The organism is Microbacterium sp. NPDC055910 (assembly GCF_042271185.1).
In the GTDB taxonomy this organism is placed as follows: Bacteria; Actinomycetota; Actinomycetes; order Actinomycetales; family Microbacteriaceae; genus Microbacterium.
This window is the reverse complement of sequence record NZ_JBHJZS010000031.1, coordinates 1-21,980: the sequence shown is the minus strand read 5'-3', so window position 1 is coordinate 21,980 and position 21,980 is coordinate 1. Positions and strand designations below refer to the sequence as shown.

The 21,980-nt window shown below is 69.9% G+C and carries 17 protein-coding genes; 12 read left to right on the top strand and 5 right to left on the bottom strand.

Going from position 1 to position 21,980, the window contains the following annotated elements; all coding sequences use genetic code 11:
- The first annotated feature begins 47 nt into the window (after positions 1-47).
- Positions 48-1,367, top strand: a complete 1,320-nt coding sequence (locus tag ACFC3F_RS12210; RefSeq protein WP_376129928.1) for an RIP metalloprotease — start codon at positions 48-50, stop codon at positions 1,365-1,367.
- A 66-nt stretch (positions 1,368-1,433) separates the two neighbouring features.
- On the opposite strand, the gene ACFC3F_RS12205 is transcribed toward ACFC3F_RS12210, so the two are convergent.
- Complete coding sequence (locus ACFC3F_RS12205) at positions 1,434-3,461, bottom strand: chorismate-binding protein (protein ID WP_376129926.1); 2,028 nt, start codon at positions 3,459-3,461, stop codon at positions 1,434-1,436.
- A 193-nt stretch (positions 3,462-3,654) separates the two neighbouring features.
- Between ACFC3F_RS12205 and ispG the strand changes: the two genes are divergently transcribed.
- Positions 3,655-4,806 carry a flavodoxin-dependent (E)-4-hydroxy-3-methylbut-2-enyl-diphosphate synthase gene (ispG, locus tag ACFC3F_RS12200; protein ID WP_376129923.1) on the top strand — a complete coding sequence of 384 codons (1,152 nt, stop codon included), beginning with the start codon at positions 3,655-3,657 and terminating at the stop codon, positions 4,804-4,806.
- Between the two features lie 12 nt (positions 4,807-4,818).
- Here ispG and ACFC3F_RS12195 read toward each other — a convergent pair whose 3' ends face one another.
- The gene (locus ACFC3F_RS12195) at positions 4,819-5,472 is read right to left on the bottom strand and encodes a GntR family transcriptional regulator (protein ID WP_376129920.1); all 654 of its coding nucleotides are present in this window, start codon (positions 5,470-5,472) and stop codon (positions 4,819-4,821) included.
- A 119-nt stretch (positions 5,473-5,591) separates the two neighbouring features.
- Here ACFC3F_RS12195 and ACFC3F_RS12190 point away from each other — a divergent pair, with 119 nt between their 5' ends.
- From ACFC3F_RS12190 to ACFC3F_RS12175, 4 genes are read left to right on the top strand one after another with little or no spacing between them, the layout of a single operon-like run.
- Entirely contained in the window at positions 5,592-6,599 is a 1,008-nt protein-coding gene (locus ACFC3F_RS12190; RefSeq protein ID WP_376129917.1) for a 1-aminocyclopropane-1-carboxylate deaminase, read from the top strand.
- Positions 6,600-6,608: 9 nt separating this feature from the next.
- The gene (locus ACFC3F_RS12185) at positions 6,609-8,972 is read left to right on the top strand and encodes a transketolase C-terminal domain-containing protein (protein WP_376129914.1); all 2,364 of its coding nucleotides are present in this window, start codon (positions 6,609-6,611) and stop codon (positions 8,970-8,972) included.
- Positions 8,973-9,018: 46 nt separating this feature from the next.
- Entirely contained in the window at positions 9,019-9,945 is a 927-nt protein-coding gene (locus ACFC3F_RS12180) for a DMT family transporter (RefSeq protein ID WP_376129911.1), read from the top strand.
- Between the two features lie 32 nt (positions 9,946-9,977).
- Positions 9,978-11,732, top strand: coding sequence for a proline--tRNA ligase (locus ACFC3F_RS12175; protein ID WP_376129909.1), 1,755 nt, complete (start codon positions 9,978-9,980; stop codon positions 11,730-11,732).
- A gap of 15 nt (positions 11,733-11,747) precedes the next feature.
- On the opposite strand, the gene ACFC3F_RS12170 is transcribed toward ACFC3F_RS12175, so the two are convergent.
- Complete coding sequence (locus ACFC3F_RS12170; protein ID WP_376129906.1) at positions 11,748-12,263, bottom strand: pyridoxamine 5'-phosphate oxidase family protein; 516 nt, start codon at positions 12,261-12,263, stop codon at positions 11,748-11,750.
- A gap of 62 nt (positions 12,264-12,325) precedes the next feature.
- Positions 12,326-13,156 carry a DUF1206 domain-containing protein gene (locus ACFC3F_RS12165; RefSeq protein WP_376129904.1) on the bottom strand — a complete coding sequence of 277 codons (831 nt, stop codon included), beginning with the start codon at positions 13,154-13,156 and terminating at the stop codon, positions 12,326-12,328.
- Between the two features lie 63 nt (positions 13,157-13,219).
- On the opposite strand from ACFC3F_RS12165, the gene ACFC3F_RS12160 reads away from it, so the two are divergent.
- From ACFC3F_RS12160 to rbfA, 6 genes are all read left to right on the top strand, one after another.
- Positions 13,220-14,254: a TIGR00730 family Rossman fold protein gene (locus tag ACFC3F_RS12160; RefSeq protein ID WP_376129901.1), complete on the top strand. Its 1,035-nt coding sequence runs from the start codon at positions 13,220-13,222 to the stop codon at positions 14,252-14,254.
- 41 nt (positions 14,255-14,295) lie between these two features.
- Entirely contained in the window at positions 14,296-16,131 is a 1,836-nt protein-coding gene (locus ACFC3F_RS12155; RefSeq protein ID WP_376129898.1) for a lipase family protein, read from the top strand.
- An 87-nt stretch (positions 16,132-16,218) separates the two neighbouring features.
- A complete protein-coding gene (nusA, locus tag ACFC3F_RS12150; protein WP_376129896.1) occupies positions 16,219-17,208 on the top strand; it encodes a transcription termination factor NusA in 990 nt (329 codons plus the stop codon).
- A gap of 32 nt (positions 17,209-17,240) precedes the next feature.
- Positions 17,241-17,513, top strand: coding sequence for a YlxR family protein (locus ACFC3F_RS12145; protein ID WP_376129893.1), 273 nt, complete (start codon positions 17,241-17,243; stop codon positions 17,511-17,513).
- A 56-nt stretch (positions 17,514-17,569) separates the two neighbouring features.
- On the top strand, positions 17,570-20,350 hold the full coding sequence (gene infB / locus ACFC3F_RS12140) for a translation initiation factor IF-2 (protein ID WP_376129890.1): 2,781 nt from the start codon (positions 17,570-17,572) through the stop codon (positions 20,348-20,350).
- A gap of 56 nt (positions 20,351-20,406) precedes the next feature.
- Entirely contained in the window at positions 20,407-20,838 is a 432-nt protein-coding gene (gene rbfA, locus ACFC3F_RS12135; protein ID WP_376129887.1) for a 30S ribosome-binding factor RbfA, read from the top strand.
- A gap of 184 nt (positions 20,839-21,022) precedes the next feature.
- On the opposite strand, the gene ACFC3F_RS12130 is transcribed toward rbfA, so the two are convergent.
- Positions 21,023-21,889 (bottom strand): A/G-specific adenine glycosylase, encoded by an 867-nt coding sequence (locus ACFC3F_RS12130; RefSeq protein WP_376129884.1) that lies wholly within the window; start codon positions 21,887-21,889, stop codon positions 21,023-21,025.
- Positions 21,890-21,980 lie beyond the last annotated feature (91 nt).

The following is a 21,980-nucleotide window of genomic DNA, read 5'->3' as shown; positions in this document are numbered from 1 at the left end:
GGAGGGTTCCGAGCCAACGCAAAGGCGCGCGCCGGTACCGTGTGCGTGTGGAGTTCCTCGCGTTCGTGATCGGCGTCGTCCTGCTCGTCGTCGGGCTCGCGGTGTCGATCGCCCTCCACGAGATCGGGCACCTCGTGCCGGCCAAGCGGTTCGGCGTACGCGTCGGCCAGTACATGGTCGGATTCGGGCCGACCCTGTGGTCACGGCGCCGCGGTGAGACCGAGTACGGCGTCAAGGCGATCCCGCTCGGCGGCTACATCTCGATGGCGGGCATGTACCCGCCCTCGCCAGCGGAGCGCAGCGGTCGCGCCGGCGGCGGCTTCTTCGCGACGATGGTGCAGGATGCCCGTGCCGCGAACGACGAGACGCTCGAGGCGGGTGCCGAGGACGGCGTCTTCTACCGCCTGCCGGTGTGGAAGCGCATCGTCATCATGCTCGGCGGACCGATCATGAACTTCCTCTTCGCGATCGTGCTCTTCGCGATCCTGCTGAGCGGCATCGGCGTACAGAGCGCCACGACCTCGATCGCCCGCGTCAGCGAGTGCGTCATCCCCGCGTCGTCCGAGCGCACGCAGTGCGAGCCGTCCGATCCGCGCGCGCCCGCGGCCGATGCCGGGGTGCTGCCGGGCGACGTGCTCCTCGCTGTCGACGGAACACCCGTGTCGACCTTCGCCGAGGCATCCGACATCATCCGCGCCTCGGCGGGCACGACGATCCCGATCCTGATCGAACGCGACGGCGCCGAGCAGACTCTGCGGGTGACCCCGCTGTCGGTCGAGCAGCCCGTGACCGACGACCGGGGATACCCGATTCTGGATGCCGCCGGCGACGTGCAGTACGCCGAGGTGGGCTTCGTCGGCATCGGCCCGACCGTCGACTACGTGCGTCAGCCGATCTGGGCCGGGCCGCAGGCCGCCGTCGAGAACGTCGGCGCCGTCGCCGGCATCATCTGGCAGCTGCCGGTGAAGATCTGGGAGACCGGCGTCGCGCTCGTGACGGGGGAGGAGCGTGATCCCAACGGTCCTCTCAGCATCGTGGGGGCCGGGCGCCTGGCCGGAGAGGTCGCGGCGGCGGAGTCTCCGATCCTCAACCGCGTGTCGGGTTTCTTGGGGCTGCTCGCATCGCTCAACATCGCGCTTTTCGTCTTCAACCTGATCCCGCTGCTGCCGCTGGACGGCGGGCACGTCGTGGTCGCCCTCTGGGACGGCCTCAAGCGCATGTGGGCGAAGCTCTTCCGGCGCCCGCCACCCCGGCCCGTCGATGCGACGAAGCTCGTGCCCGTGACGCTCGCCGTCTTCGTCGCGCTGCTCGTGATGGGCGGCGTGCTGATCCTCGCCGACCTGTTCAACCCCATATCGCTGTTCTGAGTTGCGTGACCGAATCGGTCAGCCGGGCCCCGGCGCCGCGTGACCCTCCGCGTCGCCAGCGGCGCGTCAGCGCAGGGCGTGGGCGACGAGACGCTCGAGCGTCGCGATGCCGTCGCGCGACAGGATCGACTCGAGGTGGCCCTGCACCGAGGCGAAACCCGCGCCGCGCAGCGCGTACACGTCGCCCGTGGCGTCGGCGGCGATCTCGGCCTCTCCGACGCGCGTCGTGCCCGCGGGCACGCGTGCCGTGAACGTGTTGTAGAAGCCGATCGACGCGGGCTCGCCGAAGACGTCGACGGTCTTCTGCATGCCCTGGTGCGGTGAGGCGAGCGGCGCGAGCTCGATCCCGAGCGAATCGGCCAGGATCTGATGGCTGAGGCAGACGGCCAGGAGCGGACGCCCCTGCACGCGGCGCCGCGCGACGATCTCACGCATGCGCGTCATGCGCGGGCTGCCGGCGTCGCGGGGATCACCGGGCCCCGGTCCCGCGACCACGAGCTCTGCTTCGTCGAACTGCGCGTCGGTGACGGCATCCCATGCGGCGATCTCGACGACGAGGCCGAGTCGCCTCAGCTGGTGGGCGAGCATCGTCGTGAAACGGTCCTCCGCGTCCACGACGATGGCAGTGCGCGTGGCGAACGGGCCGTCGCCGTCGGGATCCTGCGGATCGAGCCAGAACTGCGCGAGGCGCGCGTTGCGGGATTGCAGCAGTGCGCTGATCTCGGGATCGTCCGACAGTCGGCGGGGCTCGGCGGCGGGCTCGTCTTCGTCGATGGATGCCGCCTGCACGGCGCCTGCGCGCGCGACGGCTCCGATGGCACCGAGCACTCCGGCGGCCTTGCCGTGCGTCTCGCCGACCTCACCGTCGGGGTCGGAGTGCCGCACGAGCGTCGCGCCCACGGGAACGCGCAGGCGCCCGTCGGCGAGATAGGCCGTGCGGATGAGGATCGGCGCGTCGAGATCGTGCGTCGGTCGCGGTTCGGGGGGCGACGCGGCCCCTGAGCTCGTCGGAGCGGTCCCTGAGCTTGTCGGAGCGGTCCCTAAGCTTGTCGGAGCGGTCCCTGAGCTCGTCGGAGCGGTCCCTGAGCTTGTCGAAGGGTCGGCGACCGAACTCGCGGGCGTGAACAGCGCCGCGACGCCCGAGTAGTAGCCGCGCGGTGTCTGCTCGTGCCGCTCGATGACCGTGCACGCGTTCTGCATGGGCGACCCGGTGACCGTCGGCGCGAACATCGTCTCGCGCAGGATGTCACGCGGGTCCATCGTGCTGCGCCCGCGAAGGACGTACTCGGTGTGCGTGAGGCGGGACATCTCCTTCAGGTGCGGTCCCGTGATGCGCCCGCCGTCCGAGCAGACGGCGCTCATCATCTTGAGCTCTTCGTCGACGACCATGAAGAGCTCTTCGGTCTCTTTCGTCGAGCGCAGGAACTCGGCGAGGGACTCCTCGGTCGCACCGCCTTCGGGGTGGCGGAATGTGCCCGAGATCGGATTCATCGTCACGATGCCGCCGCGTGCGCTGACGTGCGCCTCGGGGCTCGCGCCGACGGCCACGTGCCCGGGCGTCACGACGGCGAACGTCCAGTACGCGCCGCGCTCGTGCTCGAGCAGGGCACGGAACCAGGTGAGGGCCGCCGTCGCGGCATCCGTCTCGACGCTCGCGGTGAAGTCGCGGCGGATGACGAAGTTCGCGCCCTCTCCGCTGCCGATCTCGTCCGAGATGACGCGGCGCACGATGTCGGCGTAGTCGTCGTCGGAGATGTCGAACCCGGCATCGCCGAGCGGGACCGGTGCGGACGGCAGCGCGGCGATGACCTCATCGCGCGGCAGGTGCTCGTGCGCCGCGACCACGAGGCAGCGCAGCGGCGCGTCGTCGTCGTGGCACGTGAAGCCGCGTTCGCGCACCTGGCGGTACGGCACGAGCGCGAGCACTTCGCGCGGCGCTCCGTCGGGGTCTTCGAGAGGGATGTCCGCGAGAAGCTCGACGTCGACGACGTCACCCGTGAGCAGCTCGACGGTCTCGCCGTCGCGTGCGAGGAGGGCGAAGGGGATGCCGCGTGCTGCGAGCTCCCCGATGGTGGAGGAATCGGACCCGGTCATCGTCGGTCTTTCGTCGTGCGGGCGGTCGCCCTACACGAAGAAGACCGCCCGGGGGCGGTCTGTCGTCGCACGAACACCCGCCTAAGAGACGGGCCACCAAGTGAGGTTCGCGGGCATGCGCCGAAACTACCACAGCCGCCTCTCTCGGCGCCCTGTCAGGCCACCTCGCCCCCCGCGCCGTAGGCTTGAGAGCGTGCCAGCAGTGAACCTCGGAATGCCACGCGTGCCGGAACTCCTCTCCCCGCGTCGCAAGAGCCGCCAGATCAAGGTCGGCAAGGTGCTCGTCGGCGGCAACGCGCCGGTCAGTGTCCAGTCCATGACGACGACTCCGACGACCAACATCAATGCGACGCTGCAGCAGATCGCCGAGCTCACCGCATCGGGCTGCGAGATCGTGCGCGTCGCGGTGCCGTCGCAGGATGACGCCGACGTGCTGCACATCATCGCGGCGAAGAGCCAGATCCCCGTCATCGCCGACATCCACTTCCAGCCGAAGTACGTCTTCCAGGCGATCGACGCCGGCTGCGCCGCCGTGCGCGTCAATCCCGGCAACATCCGCCAGTTCGACGACAAGGTGGGCGACATCGCCGCCGCCGCGAAGGCTGCGGGAGTGTCGCTGCGCATCGGCGTGAACGCGGGATCGCTCGACAAGCGTCTGCTCGAGAAGTACGGGAAGGCGACCCCTGAAGCCCTCATGGAGAGCGCCGTGTGGGAGGCGTCGCTGTTCGAGGAGCACGACTTCCACGACTTCAAGATCTCGGTCAAGCACAACGACCCGATCGTCATGGTCAAGGCGTATCGCCTGCTCGCCGAGCGGGGCGACTGGCCTCTGCACCTCGGCGTCACCGAGGCCGGCCCAGCCTTCCAGGGAACGATCAAGTCCGCCACGGCGTTCGGGATCCTGCTCGCCGAGGGCATCGGCGACACGATCCGCGTGTCCCTCTCGGCGCCGCCGGCCGAAGAGGTCAAGGTCGGCCACCAGATCCTGCAGTCGCTCAATCTGCGCGAGCGCAAGCTCGAGATCGTGTCGTGCCCGTCGTGCGGCCGTGCCCAGGTCGATGTCTACTCGCTCGCCGACAGCGTGACCGAAGGCTTGAAGGACATGACGGTTCCCCTGCGCGTCGCGGTCATGGGCTGCGTCGTGAACGGTCCCGGCGAAGCGCGTGAAGCCGACCTCGGAGTGGCCTCCGGCAACGGCAAGGGGCAGATCTTCGTCAAGGGTCAGGTCATCAAGACGGTCCCCGAGTCCGAGATCGTCGCAACCCTCATCGAAGAGGCGAACCGCATCGCCGCCGAGATGGGGCCGGATGCGGCGGTGGGAACGGCGCAGGTCGTCACGAGCTGACGCCGACCGCGCTCACTCCTCGCTGACGTAGCTCAGCGACAGCCAGTTCTCACGGCACAGCCTGGCCGTGCCCTCGACATCGCGCGCGCCGGCCGCGGCGATGATGTCGGCGTGCTGATCGACGGAGTCTCGTCCCGAGAGGGACCCGAAACGCAACCGCTCGACGCGACGCAGCAGGGGAGTGGCGATCTCGAGCACCTCGGCGACCATGGGGTTGCCGCATGCGCGCACGAAGACGTCGTGGAACCGGTCGTCCGCTGCGAGCGCCGTCTCGGTGTCGCCGGCGCCGATCGCCGCGGCGAACGCCTCGTTGGCCGCCGACAGCTCGTCGAGCTGAGCCGACGTCATGATCGGCACGGCCAGGCGCGCGGCCAGTTCGTGCATGGATGCCGCGACCTGCTGTGCGCTGCGCGTCGAGCCCGCGTCGAACGGGGCGATGATCGTCGCGCGTCCCGGCTGCGAGACGACGAGGCCGGCACGTTCGAGGCGCAGCAGCGCCTCGCGGATCGGAGTGCGGCTGACCCCGAGCCATGCCTCGATCTCGGTGTCGCGCAGACGCTCGCCGGGAGCGAGCGTGCCGTCGACGATCGCGTCCCGCAGCGCGGCGTACACGTTGTCGCGCAGGAGTTCGCGCGCCGGCACAGGGCTGGCAGAGGGGACGGGCATAGGGCGCCTCCGGACGGTCGGTCCTCGCATTCTACGTCAGGATGCGGCATCCGAAATGCAATATCCAGGATATTGCGCTACGGTGGCCGCAATTCACCCCACGACCTGACGAGGACGACATGGCCATCACAGACTTCGAGCGGTACCCGCTCACCTTCGGGCCCAGCCCCATCCAGCACCTGCCCCGCCTGACGCAGCACCTCGGGGGCGCGCAGATCTGGGCCAAGCGCGAAGACGTCAACAGCGGCCTCGCCTTCGGCGGCAACAAGACGCGCAAGCTCGAATACCTCGTGCCCGAAGCCCTCGCGCAGGGCGCCGACACCCTCGTCTCGATCGGCGGTTACCAGTCCAACCACACGCGCCAGGTGGCGGCCGTCGCCGCGAAGCTCGGCCTCAAGGCCCGCCTCGTGCAGGAGAACTGGGTCGAGTGGCCCGACCCCCTGAGCGACCGGGTCGGCAACATCCAGCTCTCGCGCATCATGGGCGCGAAGGTCACCCTCGACGCGGCGGGCTTCGACATCGGCATCCGATCGAGCTGGCAGCAGGCGATCGACGAGGTCGTCGCCGAGGGCGGCAAGCCCTACGCGATCCCGGCGGGAGCGTCGGACCACCCGCTGGGCGGCCTCGGTTTCGCGAACTGGGCCTCCGAGGTCGAGCAGCAGGAGCGCGACCTCGGCGTCTTCTTCGACACGATCATCGTCTGCACCGTCACCGGGTCGACGCACGCCGGCATGATCGCCGGGTTCGCCGGTCAGGACCGCCCCCGCCGCGTCATCGGGATCGACGCGTCCGCGACGATCGACAAGACCCGCGCGCAGGTCGAGCGCATCGCCCGCAACACCGCCGAACTCATCGGGCTCGGCCGCGAGCTGCGCGACGACGAGATCACGGTCCTCGAAGGGTGGGCGGGCGACCTCTACGGCATCCCCGTCGAATCGACGCTCGAGGCGATCCGGCTGGGCGGCTCGCTCGAGGCGATGATCACCGACACGGTCTACGAGGGCAAGTCGCTCGCGGGCCTCATCGACCTCGTGACGTCGAAGGAGATCCCCGCGACGAGCAACGTGCTCTACGCGCACCTCGGCGGCCAGCTGGCGCTCAACGCATACAGCGGACTGTTTCGTTAGTCTTCCGTGGTGACTGACATCGACGACGCCGTCGCCCCTTCCGTCAACGACCGCCCGCTCTCGGCCGCCGCCTCGCTCGGCGACGATGTGCTCGATCGCATCGCGCAGCGCGTGCTGTGGCTGTCGACCGCGATCGTCGACGGCGCGAACCGCGGACGCCCGAATCCCTCCGGAGTCAAGGTCGGCGGCCATCAGGCGTCGAGCGCGTCGATGGTGGGGATCATGACGTCGTTGTGGTTCTCGGAGCTCACCGCCGACGACCGCATCTCGGTCAAACCGCACGCGTCACCCGCGCTGCACGCGATCAACTACCTCCTCGGCGGGCTCGACGCGTCGTACCTGCCCCGGCTGCGCGAGAAGGGCGGACTGCAGAGCTACCCGAGCCGCACGAAGGACCCCGACACGGTCGACTTCTCGACCGGCAGTGTCGGGATCGGCGCGACGGCACCGATCTGGGCGGCGTTGTCGCACCGGTACCTGCGCGACCAGTTTCCCGAGACGCCACGATCGGGCCGCTTCATCTCGCTGCTCGGCGACGCCGAACTCGACGAGGGCGCCGTGTGGGAGGCCATCTGCGACCCGCAGGTCTCCCGCATGGGGGAGCTGCTGTGGATCGTCGACCTCAACCGGCAGTCGCTGGACCGCATCATCCCCGACATCCAGATCCAGCGGCTGCAGGGCATGTTCGCCGCGGCGGGCTGGCAGGTGCTCACGGTCAAATGGGGTCGGCGCATCCGCGAGATCTTCGAGCGGCCGGGCGGCGACGAGCTTCGCGAGCGGCTCGAGTCGATGCCGAACGAGGAGTATCAGCGCCTGCTGCGGTCGCATCCGTCAGAACTCGCGGCGCGCGTCGCGGGTGCCGAGCCGTCGGACGGGCTGCGGGCATGCATCGACGCCCTCGGAGAGCAGGAGCTCGCGGCCGCGATCCGCGACCTCGGCGGACACGACATCCGGATGCTGCTGGACACCTACGAGCAGATCGATCCCTCGCGCCCGTCGGTCATCTTCGCGTACACCGTGAAGGGCCGTGGCCTCGCGACCGAGGGGCACCCGAACAACCATTCCGCACAGCTCAACGCAGCACAGCTCGATGAGCTCGCGACACTGTCCGGCACGACGCTCGACGACCCGTGGCGGGCGTTCGGTGAAGGGACCGACGAGCAGACCGTCATCGCCGCGGCCGCCGAGCGGCTCCGCCGCCCCGAGATCGCGCTCGCCGAGCCGGTCGCGGTGCCGCCGTCGCTGCCGTGGGGCTACCGTGCCGTCATCTCGACGCAGGCGGCTCTGGGTCGGTTCCTCTCGGACTTCACCCGCGCCGCCCCCGACGCGGCGCGGCGCGTCGTGACGCTGAGCCCCGACGTCGCGTCCTCGACGAACCTGGGCGGCTGGATCAACAAGACGGGCGTCTGGTCGGTGGGGGAGCGTCGCGACTGGTTCGCCGACGACGCCGACCGGCTGCTGAAGTGGTCCGAGACCCCGAGCGGCCAGCACATCGAGTTGGGCATCGCCGAAGTCAACCTCGTGAGCCTCGCGGGAGAGCTCGGCGCGACGTGGAGCAGGTGGGGACAGCCCGTCATCCCGATCGCGACGATCTACGACCCGTTCGTCAACCGTGCCTTGGAGCCGTGGTCGTACGGCATCTACGCGGGAGGCCAATCCATCCTCGTGGGAACGCCGTCGGGGGTGACGCTCGCGCCCGAAGGCGGCGCGCACCAGTCGATCACGACCCCGTCGATCGGTCTGGAGCAGCCCGGCTGCATCGCCTGGGAGCCGGCGTTCGCGCAAGACCTCGAGTGGACGATGCTCGAGGCGATGAGCCGGATCGGCACGCCCGGCGGCACGTCGGCGTACTTCCGGCTCACGACACGGCCGATCGATCAGGCGCTCGCGCAGCTGCCCGAGGATGCGGTGCTGCGGGAGCGCCGGCGGCGGCAGGTCGTCGCGGGCGGGTATCGCCTCGTCGACGCGGGCCCGGACGAGCGGGTCACGCTCGTCGGCGTCGGAGCGATCATGCCCGAGGTGCTCGCCGCGGCGGAGACGCTCGAGGCGGCGGGCATCGCCGCCGGTGTCGTATGTCTCACGAGCCCCGACCTGGTGTTCCGCTCGCTGCAGAACCGCGAGACGATCGACCCCTCGTCGCGCAGCGCGATCGCGGATCAGCTCTTCCCGGCATCTCGGGCGGCGCCGATCGTCGCGGTCATGGATGGGCATCCGCACACGCTGTCGTTCCTGTCGGCCATCCGCGGGGACCGCATGCGCAGTCTCGGCGTGAGCGAGTTCGGCCAGTCGTCGAGCCTCGAGGATGCATATGTCCTGCACGGCATCGACGCGGACAGCATCGTGAACGCGGCGCTGGACCTGCTCGGACGGTGAGCCGCGGCGGGTATCCTGAGATCCCCGCTTGCCCGAACGGAGCGTTGTGTCGACGATCACGTCTCTGCCGGTCGTCGGCATCGCACTCGCCGTCCTCTCCGCTGCGCTCCTGAGCGTCGGCAACATGTTGCAGGCGCGAGGGGTCAGTCAGCGCGCGAACGCCGGGCAGACCCTCAGCGCGGGGCAATTCTGGGGGCTCATCCGCACGCCGGTCTGGCTCATCGGAACCGTGCTCTACGTGCTGTCGATCCTCGTGCAGCTCGGCGCGCTCGCCTTCGCGCCGCTCATGGTCGTGCAGCCCGTCGGCGTCGTCGCCCTCGTCTTCTCGTCGCTGCTCGCGGCGTGGACGACCAAGCGCGCCCCCTCGCGCCGGGAGGTGCTGTCGATCGCGCTGTGCGTTGTCAGCCTGTCGGCGTTCGTCACCGTCGCGGCCGTCGTCAGCCGGCAGACCACGATCACCGACGGGCAGCTGATCGCCGTCCTCGTCGTGCTCGGCGTCGTGCTCGCGCTCGTGGGATCAGGGACGGCCGCCGTGCGCCTGTGGCGTCGCGGTCACCGTGTCGCGCCGATCGTCTTCGTCATCCTCGGGGGCGTGTTCTCGGCGTTCGTCGCGACGCTCGGAAAGACCGTCATCCTTCGGATCCAGACGATGCTGCACGGGCACGACTTCGCGATCGACTCCGCGAACTTCCTCACGCTCGGCTGTGTCGCGGGCATCGTGGTCGCCGGCGGGTTGTCGATCTACTACGTCCAGACGGCGCACACGGGAAACAGCCCTCAAGTGGTCGTGGGCGGTCTGACGGTGATCGACCCGTTCGTCGCGGTGGTGCTCGGGATCACGGTGCTGCAGGAGGCCGCGGGCGCGCCGCTGTGGAGCATCCCGGTCTTCCTTCTCGCCGGCGCGGGTGCCGTCGCGGGTGTGCTGTCACTCGCGAAGTCCCCGCCGACCGCCATCTCCGGTCCCGGTCAGTAGCCGCACACCCGCCGCAACTAAGCTTGTCGCTCGTGGTCACCCGTCTCTCGCACTTCTTCCTCCGCACGCTCCGCGAAGATCCCGCCGATGCCGAGGTCACGAGCCATCGGCTGCTCGTGCGCGCCGGATACATCCGGCGTCAGGCGCCGGGCGTGTTCGCGTGGCTGCCGCTCGGTCTGAAGGTCAAAGCCAAGATCGAGCAGGTCGTCCGCGACGAGATGGCGGCGGCGGGCGCCTACGAGGTGCACTTCCCGGCACTCCTGCCGCGGGAGCCCTACGAGCAGACCGGCCGATGGGAGGAGTACGGCGACGCGCTCTTCCGCCTGCAGGACCGCAAGGGCGCCGATTACCTCCTCGCACCGACGCACGAAGAGGTCTTCACGCTGCTCGTGAAGGACCTGTACTCGTCGTACAAGGACCTGCCGCTGACGATCTACCAGATCCAGGACAAGTACCGCGACGAAGCCCGCCCCCGCGCGGGACTCCTGCGCGGCCGCGAGTTCACGATGAAGGACGCGTACTCGTTCGACGCGAGTGACGCCGGTCTCGACACGAGCTACCAGGCGCAGCGCGACGCGTACGAGCGCATCTTCCAGCGCCTCGGCCTCGAATACGTCATCGTGCAGGCGGATGCCGGTGCCATGGGCGGCTCCCGATCTGAGGAGTTCCTGCACCCGACGCCCGTGGGCGAAGACACCTTCGTCCGCTCGGCCGGCGGCTACGCCGCCAACGTCGAGGCGTTCACGACGATCGTGCCCGACCCGATTCCGTTCGACGGACTGCCCGCCCCGGTCATCTTCGACTCGCCCGACACCCCCACGATCGACACCCTCGTCGCGCACTCGAACGCCGTGCTCGAGGGGGAGTACACCTCAGCAGACACCCTCAAGAACGTCGTGCTCACCCTGAAGCACCTCGATGGCACCCGCGAGATGGTCGTCATCGGGCTTCCGGGCGACCGCGACGTCGACGCCAAACGCGTCGAGGTCGCCTTCGCCCCCGCCGAGGTCGAGCAGGCGAGCCCCGAGGACTTCGAGCGCCACCCGCTGCTGGTGAAGGGGTACATCGGGCCGTGGTCCGAGACGGGTCCGATCCTCGGCGAAGAATCGGCCACCGGCATCCGCTATCTGCTCGATCCGCGCGTCGTCGACGGCACGAGCTGGATCACCGGCGCCAACATCGACCAGAAGCACGTGCACTCGCTCGTCGCGGGCCGCGACTTCACAGCCGACGGTTTCATCGAAGTCGCCACGGTGCGCGAGGGCGACCCCGCGCCGGACGGCTCCGGTCCCGTCGAGCTCGCGCGCGGCATGGAGATCGGCCACGTCTTCCAGCTCGGCCGCAAGTACGCCGAAGCGCTCGGGCTCAAGGTGCTCGACGAGAACGGCAAGCTCGTGACCGTCACGATGGGCTCGTACGGCATCGGCATCACCCGCATCCTCGCGATCATCGCCGAGCTCAACAACGACGACAAGGGCCTCGTCTGGCCGACCTCTGTCGCGCCGTTCGACGTGCACGTGGTCGCGACAGGGCGGGATGCCGCAGCCTTCGAGCTCGCCGAGACAGTGTCCGCCGATCTCGAGGCCGCGGGCTTCGACGTGCTCTACGACGACCGCCCGAAGGTGTCACCCGGTGTCAAGTTCGGCGACGCAGAGCTCGTCGGCGTGCCCCGCATCGTGATCGTCGGCCGCGGTGCCGCCGACGGCCAGGTCGAGCTGTGGGACCGCCGCACGGGAGACCGCGAGGTCGTTCTGGCGGACGAGGCGGTCAGCCGCCTGCGCGGCTGAGTCGGGGTCGGTCGCTCAGAACCGCACCCGCCCGTGGCGCATCGTGTCGTCGGGGGCGTCGCGCGTGATGAGCGCCTTCAGCATGCCCGCCGCCGTGACCAGCACGCCGTTCTTGGGCTCCCAGAACTCGCACTCCACGGGGGTCACCCGCAGCAGGGTGATGCCGGGGGTCTGCAGGCCGTCTTCGAACCAGATGTCGAGCGACGAGGTGTACAGCTCCTCCATCTTGGCGCGGTCGCCGATGACGCTCGCCTTGCCGGCTATCGACACATAGCGGTGCCCCTTGGGGTCGATGTAGGACAGGCCCACATCACGCTCGGCCTCCGCTTCATCGACCTTCTTGGTCTCCTCGAGGGTGAAGAACCAGATGGCTCCGCTGTCGTCCATCTGTCTCGTGCTCATCGGCCGGGCCACGAGGTGCCCCGCGGCATCCTGAGTCGTGAGCATCGTCAGATCGATGTCCTCGACGAGCTCCTTCACACGCGCGATCGCCTCGGTTCCGGTCACTTCCTGCGCTTCGCTGTCTGTCATGACTCCACCCTCGCGGCATGGTCGTACCGGTGCGAGGGGATTGACAGCCCGGGCGGCGCCGCCTACCCGTCCAGGCGCGCGTAACGGGCGCGGAACACGGTGAAGACGCCGTACACGACGAAGCCGGCACCCACCAGGCCCGCCAGAAGCGGGCCGAGGTAGAGCTCCAGGAGGGCGTCGATCGCGCCGTCGAGCCCGCCCGCGGCGTCGGCGTCCTGCCGCACGGCGGCGACGAGCACGAGGACCCCCACGACCCCCAGTGAGACGCCCTTCGCGATGAACCCGACGATCCCGGCCACCGTGAGCCCGCGGCCGCGTTTGCCGTCGGGCAGGTCCATGCGCTTCCGGAAGCTGCGCAGCAGGCCCATCACGATGAAGGCGATGCCTCCGATGGCGATCCCCAGCCCCGTGAGGCCGAGCACGAACGGCCCTCCCGGAAGCTGCAGCACGCCGCGACTCGCCGATTCCGCCGTCTTCTCGGCGTCGGGGCGAGCCCCCAGTGCGACGGCGGCGGTGATGACCCCGAGCGTGAGGAAGACCACGGCCTGGCCCCATTCCGACACGCGCCGAGCCCACTTCTTCGCCGCGCCCTTCACGTCGTCGCGTGGAGCCCTGGCGATGATCCCCGCGAAAGCGTGCCAGACGCCCAGGGCCGCAAGCGCGACGGCGATGACCCACAGCAGGATGAATCCGAGCGGCGCTGAGGCGAGTGCCTTGAGAGCGCCGGCCTGGTCCCCTTCACCGGACGCCCCGAAGGCGATCGCGAGCACGATGGCCCCGATGAGCACGTGCACGATTCCGTTGGCGACATACCCCGCGCGAGCGAGGAAGCGCAGCACCGGATTGGATGCCGCCTCTCGGGCGGCGGACTTCACAGCGGGCGCGGAGGGCACGGGGCCAGCATAGATCGGCCCTCGGGCGAGCCCAGCGGCGCCGGATCATGCGACGCTGGAGTCATGTCCGACACCGCCGTTCCCCCCGAAGTCACCGACCGCATCCGCGAGGCGATCGCGGATGCCGGCATCCGTGAGAACGAGGACCTCGTCGCGCGCATCCTCGTGACCGGCATCGGTCTCGGGCTGGACGAGTCCGACCGGCTCAACCTCAAGATCACGTCGGCGGCGCTCACCGAGATGCGCACGGCGTTCCGTCTCTTCGCTCCCTACGAGGACGTGCCGAAGGTGACGATCTTCGGCTCGGCGCGCACGCGCGCCGAGGACGCGCTCTACCGTCAGGCATCCGATGTCGCGGCAGCGCTCGCGGAGCGCGGGTGGATGGTCGTGACGGGCGCGGGGCCGGGCATCATGCAGGCCGCCGCCGAAGGCGCGGGCGTCGAGCGATCCCTCGGGGTGTCGATCCGGCTGCCGTTCGAAGAGAAGCCGAACGCCGTCATCTCGACCGCGGCGAACAACGTCACGATGAAGTACTTCTTCACGCGCAAGCTCATGCTCGTGAAGGAGTCCCACGGGTTCGTCTGCGTTCCCGGGGGATTCGGCACACTCGACGAGATGTTCGAGCTGCTCACGCTGCAGCAGACGGGCAAAGCCGACCCGACGCCGATCGTCCTGCTCGACGCTCCCGGCGGCACGTTCTGGGCGGGTCTGCGGCGTTTCGTCGAGGACGAGCTCGTCGCATCGGGGGTCATCTCGCCCGACGACTTCGACCGCGTGCTGATCACCGACTCCGTCGAGGTCGCCGCCTCCGAGATCACCGGCTTCTGGCGCAACTACGACTCGCTGCGCTGGGTCGGCCACCGGCTCGTGCTGCGCTTGCGCAACGAGCCGACGGATGCCGAGATCGACGAGCTCAACGAACGCTTCGGATTCCTCGCGGCCGAAGGGCGCATCGAGCGCACGGAAGCCCTGCGGCCGGAGCGCGAAGACGACGACCGCGTCGACCTGCCGCGCCTCGTGCTGGTGTTCGACCAGTTCCAGGTCGGCTCGCTGTACCGGCTGATCCGCGCCGTCAACGCGTTCGGCACGGCCGGCTGACGCAGACTCCGAGACGCGCGAGCCGATCTACAATCGGGACGGTGACTCGCGAGCGTGAGGCGGGAACCGCCGCCCGGTGGAGCGCACTGCCGCGCCTCGTGGCGAACGCGCCGCCGCTCGTGCTCATGCTCGTCGGTTCGCTCGCGCTGCTGCTCGGGTTGCTCATCGTCACGCGACCGCTCACGTCGCTGGTCATCCTGACGGTGTACGTCGGGCTGAGCGCTGTCGTCTCGGGTGTCGCCGACCTCGCGGGCCGCCGCGCGACGACATGGCCGCGCAAAGTGTTCGCCGGCGTGTGGATCGTGCTCGGGGTCGCGGTGCTCGTCGGGTTCGGGCGGACGCTCGAGCTGCTTCCCGTCGTGCTCGCCTACCTGCTCATCCTCGGCGGACTCGCGTCGCTCTTCGATGCGTTCACCCGGGGCGGTGCGAGCAGGCGCGTCCTCGCGTTCGCCTGGGCCGGGGCGCAGATCGCGTTCGGCGTGCTCGCCCTGACCTGGCCCGATGTCACGGTGCTCGTCGTCGCGCTCGTGTTCGGTGTGCGCACGATCCTCTTCGGCATCACGACCCTCGTGCGCGCCGTGCGGGGATTCCGGCACGGCACGTCCGAACCGGCGCCGGCGGGCGAGACGGGGCAGCGGCGCAGCCGGCGGGTGCGCGTCTGGGCGGCCGCGGGCCGCTATGCGCTCGCCGCCCTCCTCGTCGTCACGGCGTCGGGCGGATGGTGGCTCAACGACTGGCTGCAGGATGGCGCCAACGTCGTCGACGCGTTCTACGACCCGCCCGATCTCGTTCCGTACGACCACGGTCGTCTCATCCGCTCCGACGATTTCGTGGGGCAGCATCCGCCCGGGGCTGACGTGACCCGCATCCTGTACACCACCAGCGACGCCCTCGGCCGCGCGGCCGTGGCGAGCGCGCTCGTCATCGTGCCCGAGGATCGTCCGCCCGGAGCGCGCCCTGTCATCGCCTGGAATCACGGCACGACCGGCGTCGCGCGCGGCTGCGCCCCGAGCCTGCGCGACGCGTCGGCGACGCGCTGGGCGATCCCGGGTCTGGATCGGGCGCTCGCGAACGGCTGGATCGTCGTCGCCTCGGACTACTCGGGCCAGGGGGCGCCGGGGACCTTCCCGTACCTGATCGGTCGCGGTGAAGCGCGTTCGTCGCTGGACGCCGTGCTGGCCGCACGCGAGCTCGAGGGATCGATCCTCTCGCCCCGCACCGTCGCCTGGGGCCACTCTCAAGGCGGGCACGCGGCTCTGTGGATGTCGCAGATCGCCGAGAAGTACGCGCCCGAGATCGACATCCGCGGCACGGCCGTGCTCGCGCCCGTCGCCGAGCCGCTCGCGCTCGCCGAAGAGATGCTGCAGAGCGGCGGCGACGCGCTGCTGACGATCCTCACGTCGTGGGTTCTCGTGCCGTACGCCGACACGTACGCCGACGTCGACCTGACGCGGTACGTCGCGACGGGGGCCGAGACGATCGTGCGCGAGATGACGCAGCGCTGCCCCGAAGAGCCGGGCGTCATCGTGTCGGTCGCGACGGCTCTGGGGGTGTCCGAGGACCGGCCGCTGTACATCGGCGACCTGACGGCGGGCGCCCTCGGCGAGCGGCTCGCCGAGAACGCCGCGACGGGGCCGTGGGACACGCCGATCCTCGTCACGTGGGGCGACAGCGACGAGGTCATCCCCCCGCGACTGCAGGAGGAGTTCGTGCAGCGGCTGTGCGCCGACGGCGAGCAGGTGCGCTGGGCCGTGTACAGCGGATACGACCATCTGGGCACCCTGCTGCCGCGCTCGCGGTTCCTGCCGCTGCTCATCTCGTGGACGGATGCGGTGCTGGGCGGGCGGGACCTGCCGCTCGATGACTGCCACCGGTGAGCGTGGCCGGGCGTCGCGGCATCCGGTAAAGTCATATGGTTCCGGCATGCTCGACGCGCCGGTGAGAGCTGAATACGGAGGCCCATCGTGGACATCGATCTCGGACTGCTGAGGACCGTCGAACGCGAGAAGGAGATCCCCTTCGACGAACTCGTTCGCATCATCGAGCAGGCGATCCTGACCGCCTACGCCAAGCACACTTCGCCCGATGGCGAGCTCCCCGCCGGTGCGCGCGCAGAGCTCGACCGCAAGACGGGTCACGTCTCGGTCTTCGTTCCGCTGCTCGATGAGGAAGACGTCGTCATCGGCGAAGAGGAATCCACGCCCGAGGACTTCGGGCGCATCGCCGCGTTCGCCGCCAAGCAGGTCATCAGCCAGCGTCTGCGCGACATCGCCGACGACGCCGTGCTGGGCGAGTTCCGCGGGCGCGAAGGCGACATCGTCGCCGGTGTCGTGCAGCAGGGGCCGAACCCCCGCATGGTGCACGTCGACCTCGGCACCGTCGAGGCGATCCTGCCGCCCGAAGAGCAGGTGCCCAGCGAGGACTACGCGCACGGCACGCGCGTGCGCGTCTACGTCACGTCGGTCTCGCGGGGCACGAAGGGCCCCCAGATCACCGTTTCGCGCACGCACCCGGGCCTGGTGCGGAAGCTCTTCGCCCTCGAGGTTCCCGAGATCGCCTCCGGCCTCGTCGAGATCGTCTCACTCGCCCGCGAAGCCGGACACCGGACGAAGATCGCGGTCAAGGCGAACGACCCCACGATCAACGCGAAGGGCGCCTGCATCGGCGAACTGGGACGGCGCGTACGCGCCGTCACCGAAGAGCTGAGCGGCGAGAAGATCGACATCGTCGACTACGACCCCGAGCTGCCGAAGTTCGTCGCGAACGCGCTCTCGCCCGCCAAGGTCACCTCGAGCTTCGTGCTCGATGTCGCCAGCAAAGCCGTGCGCGCGCTGGTTCCCGACTATCAGCTGTCGCTCGCGATCGGCAAAGAGGGGCAGAACGCGCGCCTCGCCGCGAAGCTCACCGGCGCGAAGATCGACATCCAGCCCGACTCCATCCTGGAAGAGAGCTGACGCGCACCGGGCGTTCAGCCCCGAGGTGTACCATGGAGCCCGTACGAACGTGTGTCGGATGCCGCATGCGCGCGCCACGGTCCACTCTTCTCAGGGTGGTTTCCATCGAATCAACCCTCGTCCCCGACGAGCGGGCGATTCTTCCGGGGCGAGGCGCCTGGGTGCACGACACACATGAGTGCATGGATGCCGCCCTTCGGCGCCGTGCCTTCGTGCGTGCACTCCGTGTGTCAGGGCAGCCTGACACGCAGACCATCGAGAAACGGCTGAATGGCTATGGAAACAAAGTGAACGGCTCGAAATGAGACCCGTCCGCGAGTAATGGTCTGTCCTGTCTGGGCAGATCCCAGACAGGAGAACTGTGGCAAACGCCAAACCCCGCGTCCACGAGATCGCATCGGAACTCGGTGTCGACAGCAAGGCGGCCCTCGCCAAGCTGAAGGAGCTCGGCGAATTCGTCAAGAGCCCCTCGTCGACGATCGAGCCCCCCGTGGCCCGCAAGCTTCGCGCCGCTCTGCAAGCAGACGGCGCCAAACCCGCTGAGGCGGCGGAGAGCAAGCCCGCTCCCGCACGTCCCGCGGGTCGTCCCGGCCCGGCGCGCCCCGCGGCGCCCGCTCCGGCACCCCCTGCTTCGGCAGCCCCCGCTCCGGCAGCACCGGCTCCGGCCACTCCCGCTCCGGCAGCACCGGCTCCGGCCGCTCCCGCTCCGGCGGCTCCGGCTCCGGCCGCTCCCGCGGCTCCGGCCGCCGAGGCTCCCGCTGCGCCCGCCGCGCCGACCGACCCCGGCGCCGGCACCCCCGGCGCAGCGACGCCGCAGCCGCCGCGTCCGGGCGGCACGCCGCGTCCGGGCAACAACCCGTTCGCGTCGGCGCAGGGCATGGGCCAGCGGCCCGCCGGCCCGCGTCCGGGCAACAACCCGTTCGCATCGGCGCAGGGCATGGGCCAGCGCCCGAACCCCGGCAACATCCCGCGTCCGCAGGCTCCGCGTCCCGGCGCGCCGCGTCCCGGCGCCCCCCGTCAGGGCGGTCGTCCCGGCGGTGGCGGTCGTCCCGGCGCACCGTTCCAGCAGCGTCCCGGCGGTCCCGGCCGTCCGGGCGGCGCCGGCGGTGGCTTCCAGCGTCCCGGTGGTCCGGTCGGCGGTTTCGCCGGTCGTCCCGGTGGCGGTGGCGGTCGTGGCCGTGGCCCCGGCGGTGGAACCGCGGGCGCCTTCGGCAAGGGCGGCGGCAAGTCCAAGCAGCGCAAGTCGCGTAGGGCGAAGCGGCAAGAATTCGAGATGCGGTCGGCGCCGGTCGTCGGCGGCGTCAACGTCTCGAAGGGCAACGGCGAGATCATCCGCCTTCGCCGCGGTGCATCCATCGCCGACTTCGCCGACAAGCTCGAGGCGCTGCGCGGCTACACCGTTCAGCCCGGCACGCTCGTGACCATCCTGTTCAACCTCGGTGAGATGGCCACGGCCACCGAGTCGCTCGATGAGGCGACGTTCGAGGTTCTGGGTGCCGAACTCGGCTACAAGATCCAGATGGTCTCGCCCGAGGACGAGGACAAAGAGCTCCTCGAAGGCTTCGGTCTCGACCTCGAGGCCGAACTCGAGGCGGAGAGCGAAGACGACCTCGAGATCCGTCCGCCCGTCGTCACGGTCATGGGTCACGTCGACCACGGTAAGACCCGTACCCTCGACGCGATCCGCCAGACCAACGTGGTCGCCGGTGAGGCCGGAGGCATCACGCAGCACATCGGTGCGTACCAGGTCTGGACCGAGCACGACGGCATCGAGCGCGCGCTGACCTTCATCGACACCCCCGGTCACGAGGCGTTCACCGCCATGCGTGCCCGTGGTGCGCAGGTCACCGACATCGCGGTCCTCGTGGTCGCCGCCGACGACGGCATCATGCCCCAGACGGTGGAGGCTCTGAACCACGCTCAGGCGGCGAACGTGCCGGTCGTGGTCGCGGTCAACAAGGTCGACAAGCCCGAGGCGAACCCCGCGCGGGTGCGTCAGCAGCTCACCGAGTACGGACTGGTCGCCGAGGAGTACGGCGGCGATGTCATGTTCGTCGACATCTCGGCGCGCAACGGCACCGGCATCCAGGAGCTTCTGGACGCCGTGCTGCTCACCGCCGACGCAGGTCTCGACCTCACGGCGAACCCGAACAAGGCTGCGCGCGGCATCGCGATCGAAGCGAAGCTCGACAAGGGTCGCGGTTCCGTGGCCACCGTGCTCATCCAGTCCGGCACGCTGCGCGTCGGCGATGCGATCGTCGCGGGCACGGCCTACGGCCGCGTGCGCGCCATGATCGACGAGAACGGCGATGCGGTCGACGAGGCATACCCGTCGCGTCCGGTCCAGGTGCAGGGTCTGAACTCGGTGCCCCGCGCCGGTGACGTGTTCATCGTCACCGACGAGGACCGCATGGCCCGCCAGATCGCCGAGAAGCGTGAGGCCGCCGAGCGCAACGCGCAGCTCGCGAAGGCTCGCAAGCGCATCTCGCTCGAGGACTTCACGCGGGCTCTCGAAGAGGGCAAGGTCGAGTCGCTCAACCTCATCATCAAGGGCGACGTGTCGGGTGCCGTCGAGGCGCTCGAGGAATCGCTGCTCAAGATCGAGGTCGACGACTCCGTCCAGCTGCGGATCATCCACCGCGGCGTCGGCGCGATCACCGAGTCCGACATCAACCTCGCGACGATCGACAACGCGATCGTCATCGGGTTCAACGTTCGCCCCGACACGAAGGCGCGCGAGCGCGCCGCCCGCGAAGGCGTGGACGTCCGGTTCTACTCGGTCATCTACAACGCGATCGACGATGTCGAGCAGTCGCTCAAGGGCCTGCTCAAGCCGGAGTACGAAGAGGTCCAGTCGGGTGTCGCCGAGATCCGCGAGGTGTTCCGCTCCTCGAAGTACGGCAACATCGCCGGTGTCATCGTCCGCTCGGGCACGATCACGCGCAACGCCAAGGCGCGCGTCATCCGCGACGGCGTCGTGATCGCCGATGGCCTGGCCATCGACTCGCTGCGCCGCTTCAAGGACGACGTCACCGAGGTCCGCACGGACTTCGAAGCCGGTATCGGCCTCGGCAAGTACAACGACATCCAGGTGGGCGACGAGATCGAGACCACCGAAATGGTCGAGAAGCCTCGCGGCTAGTCACACGTGGTGAGGGGCGCCTTCGGGCGTCCCCTCACTCGTAGGGAGGGAAAGACATGGCATCGGAACGTCAGGCACGTCTGGGTGACCGGATCCGCGTGATCCTCGCCGAGCGCCTCGAGAAGGGCCTGCGCGACCCGCGACTGGGCTTCGTCACGATCACCGACGTGCGCGTCACGGGCGACCTGCAGCACGCGTCGGTCTTCTACACGGTGCTCGGTTCTGATGAGGAGCGTGCCGCTTCGGCCGAGGCATTGAAGTCGGCGACGGGGATGCTGCGCTCCGAAGTGGGCAAGCACCTCAACGTGCGGCTCACGCCGTCGCTCGAATTCATCCCCGACGCGATCCCCGAGAACGCCGGCCACATCGCCGACCTGCTGCGTGAAGCGCGGGAACGCGATGAAGCCGTCGCGGGACTCGCGGACTCCGCGACGTACGCGGGGGACGCGGACCCCTACCTCAAACCGCGCGAGCACGACGAGGACTAGCTGTGTCGCGATGAGAGCGGATGCCACGCGGCATCCGCTCTCTCGTCGTTTCCGGGTGGCGTGCGTGCCGCCCGATGCCCGCTTCGGCCGCTCGGTCGCCTCAATCGGCTGTCCTGCGGCAGTCCGGGGCAGCTGAACCGAGCCCACGCCGTTCGTCAGACGGAGAGCGGATGCTGCGCAGCAGTCAGCGGGGGAGCGCGAGCACGCCGTCCGCGGCCTCGACGAGGCCGTCGGCGATGAGCGAGTCGATCGCTCTGTCGCGCTGGAGCGCGTCCGCCCAGTCGGGGATCACCTCGGCCAGCGGCGCGCTGTGGCCGGCGGCATCCCGCAGTGTCTTCAGGACCGCGCCGCGCGCCTGCCGGTCGCTGCCCTCGTAACGCGCCTGCCGGCGACGCGCGTCGCCCGTGTCGGGGTATCCCGCAGCGCGCCAGGCGCACCGGTCGGCGACGGGGCACACGCCGCACCGGGGTGCCCGCGCCGTACAGACGACGGCGCCGAGCTCCATCGTCGCGGCGTTGACGATCGCGGCTTCCGCGTCGTCGGTGGGGAGGATCGCCTCCATCGCAGCGAGATCGCGCGTGGACGGAGGTCCGGGCTGGCTTCGACCGTCGACGGCGCGGGCCAGCACTCGTCGCGTGTTCGTGTCGACGACGGGGTGCCGGTCGCCGTACGCGAAGACGGCGACGGCGCGCGCCGTGTAGTCGCCGATGCCGGTGAGGGCGAGGAGGGCGTCGACGTCGCGGGGCACGGTGTCGTCGTGGCGGTCGCGGATCTCGGTCGCGGCGCGGTGCAGCCACAGGGCGCGCCGGGGATACCCGAGGTTGGCCCACTCGCGCACGGCGTCGGCGGGCGCGGCCGCGGCCAGTGCCGAGGGGGTCGGCCAGCGCTCGAGCCAGGCGGTCAGGAGCGGAATGACACGGGCGACCGGCGTCTGCTGCAGCATGAACTCGCTGACGAGGATGCCCCACGCGCCGTATCCCGTCCGGCGCCACGGCAGGTCGCGCGCGTTCAGCCGGTACCACGCGATGAGCGGCGTCGTGAGGTCGGGCACGCCCGCCAGCCTAAGCCTCGATCCACCCCCACCCCCTACCCGCGAGACTGCAACGGCGCGCCGAGACTGCGGGTGATACCCACGGTCTCGG

What these genes read in the sequence shown, in the direction of transcription:
- ACFC3F_RS12205 (WP_376129926.1), bottom strand. Translation starts at nt 3,461, where the DNA reads ATGACCGGGTCCGATTCCTCCACCATCGGGGAGCTCGCAGCACGCGGC.
- ACFC3F_RS12195 (WP_376129920.1), bottom strand. Translation starts at nt 5,472, where the DNA reads ATGCCCGTCCCCTCTGCCAGCCCTGTGCCGGCGCGCGAACTCCTGCGC.
- ACFC3F_RS12190 (WP_376129917.1), top strand. Translation starts at nt 5,592, where the DNA reads ATGGCCATCACAGACTTCGAGCGGTACCCGCTCACCTTCGGGCCCAGC.
- ACFC3F_RS12170 (WP_376129906.1), bottom strand. Translation starts at nt 12,263, where the DNA reads ATGACAGACAGCGAAGCGCAGGAAGTGACCGGAACCGAGGCGATCGCG.
- ACFC3F_RS12160 (WP_376129901.1), top strand. Translation starts at nt 13,220, where the DNA reads ATGTCCGACACCGCCGTTCCCCCCGAAGTCACCGACCGCATCCGCGAG.
- ACFC3F_RS12145 (WP_376129893.1), top strand. Translation starts at nt 17,241, where the DNA reads ATGGAGCCCGTACGAACGTGTGTCGGATGCCGCATGCGCGCGCCACGG.
- rbfA (WP_376129887.1), top strand. Translation starts at nt 20,407, where the DNA reads ATGGCATCGGAACGTCAGGCACGTCTGGGTGACCGGATCCGCGTGATC.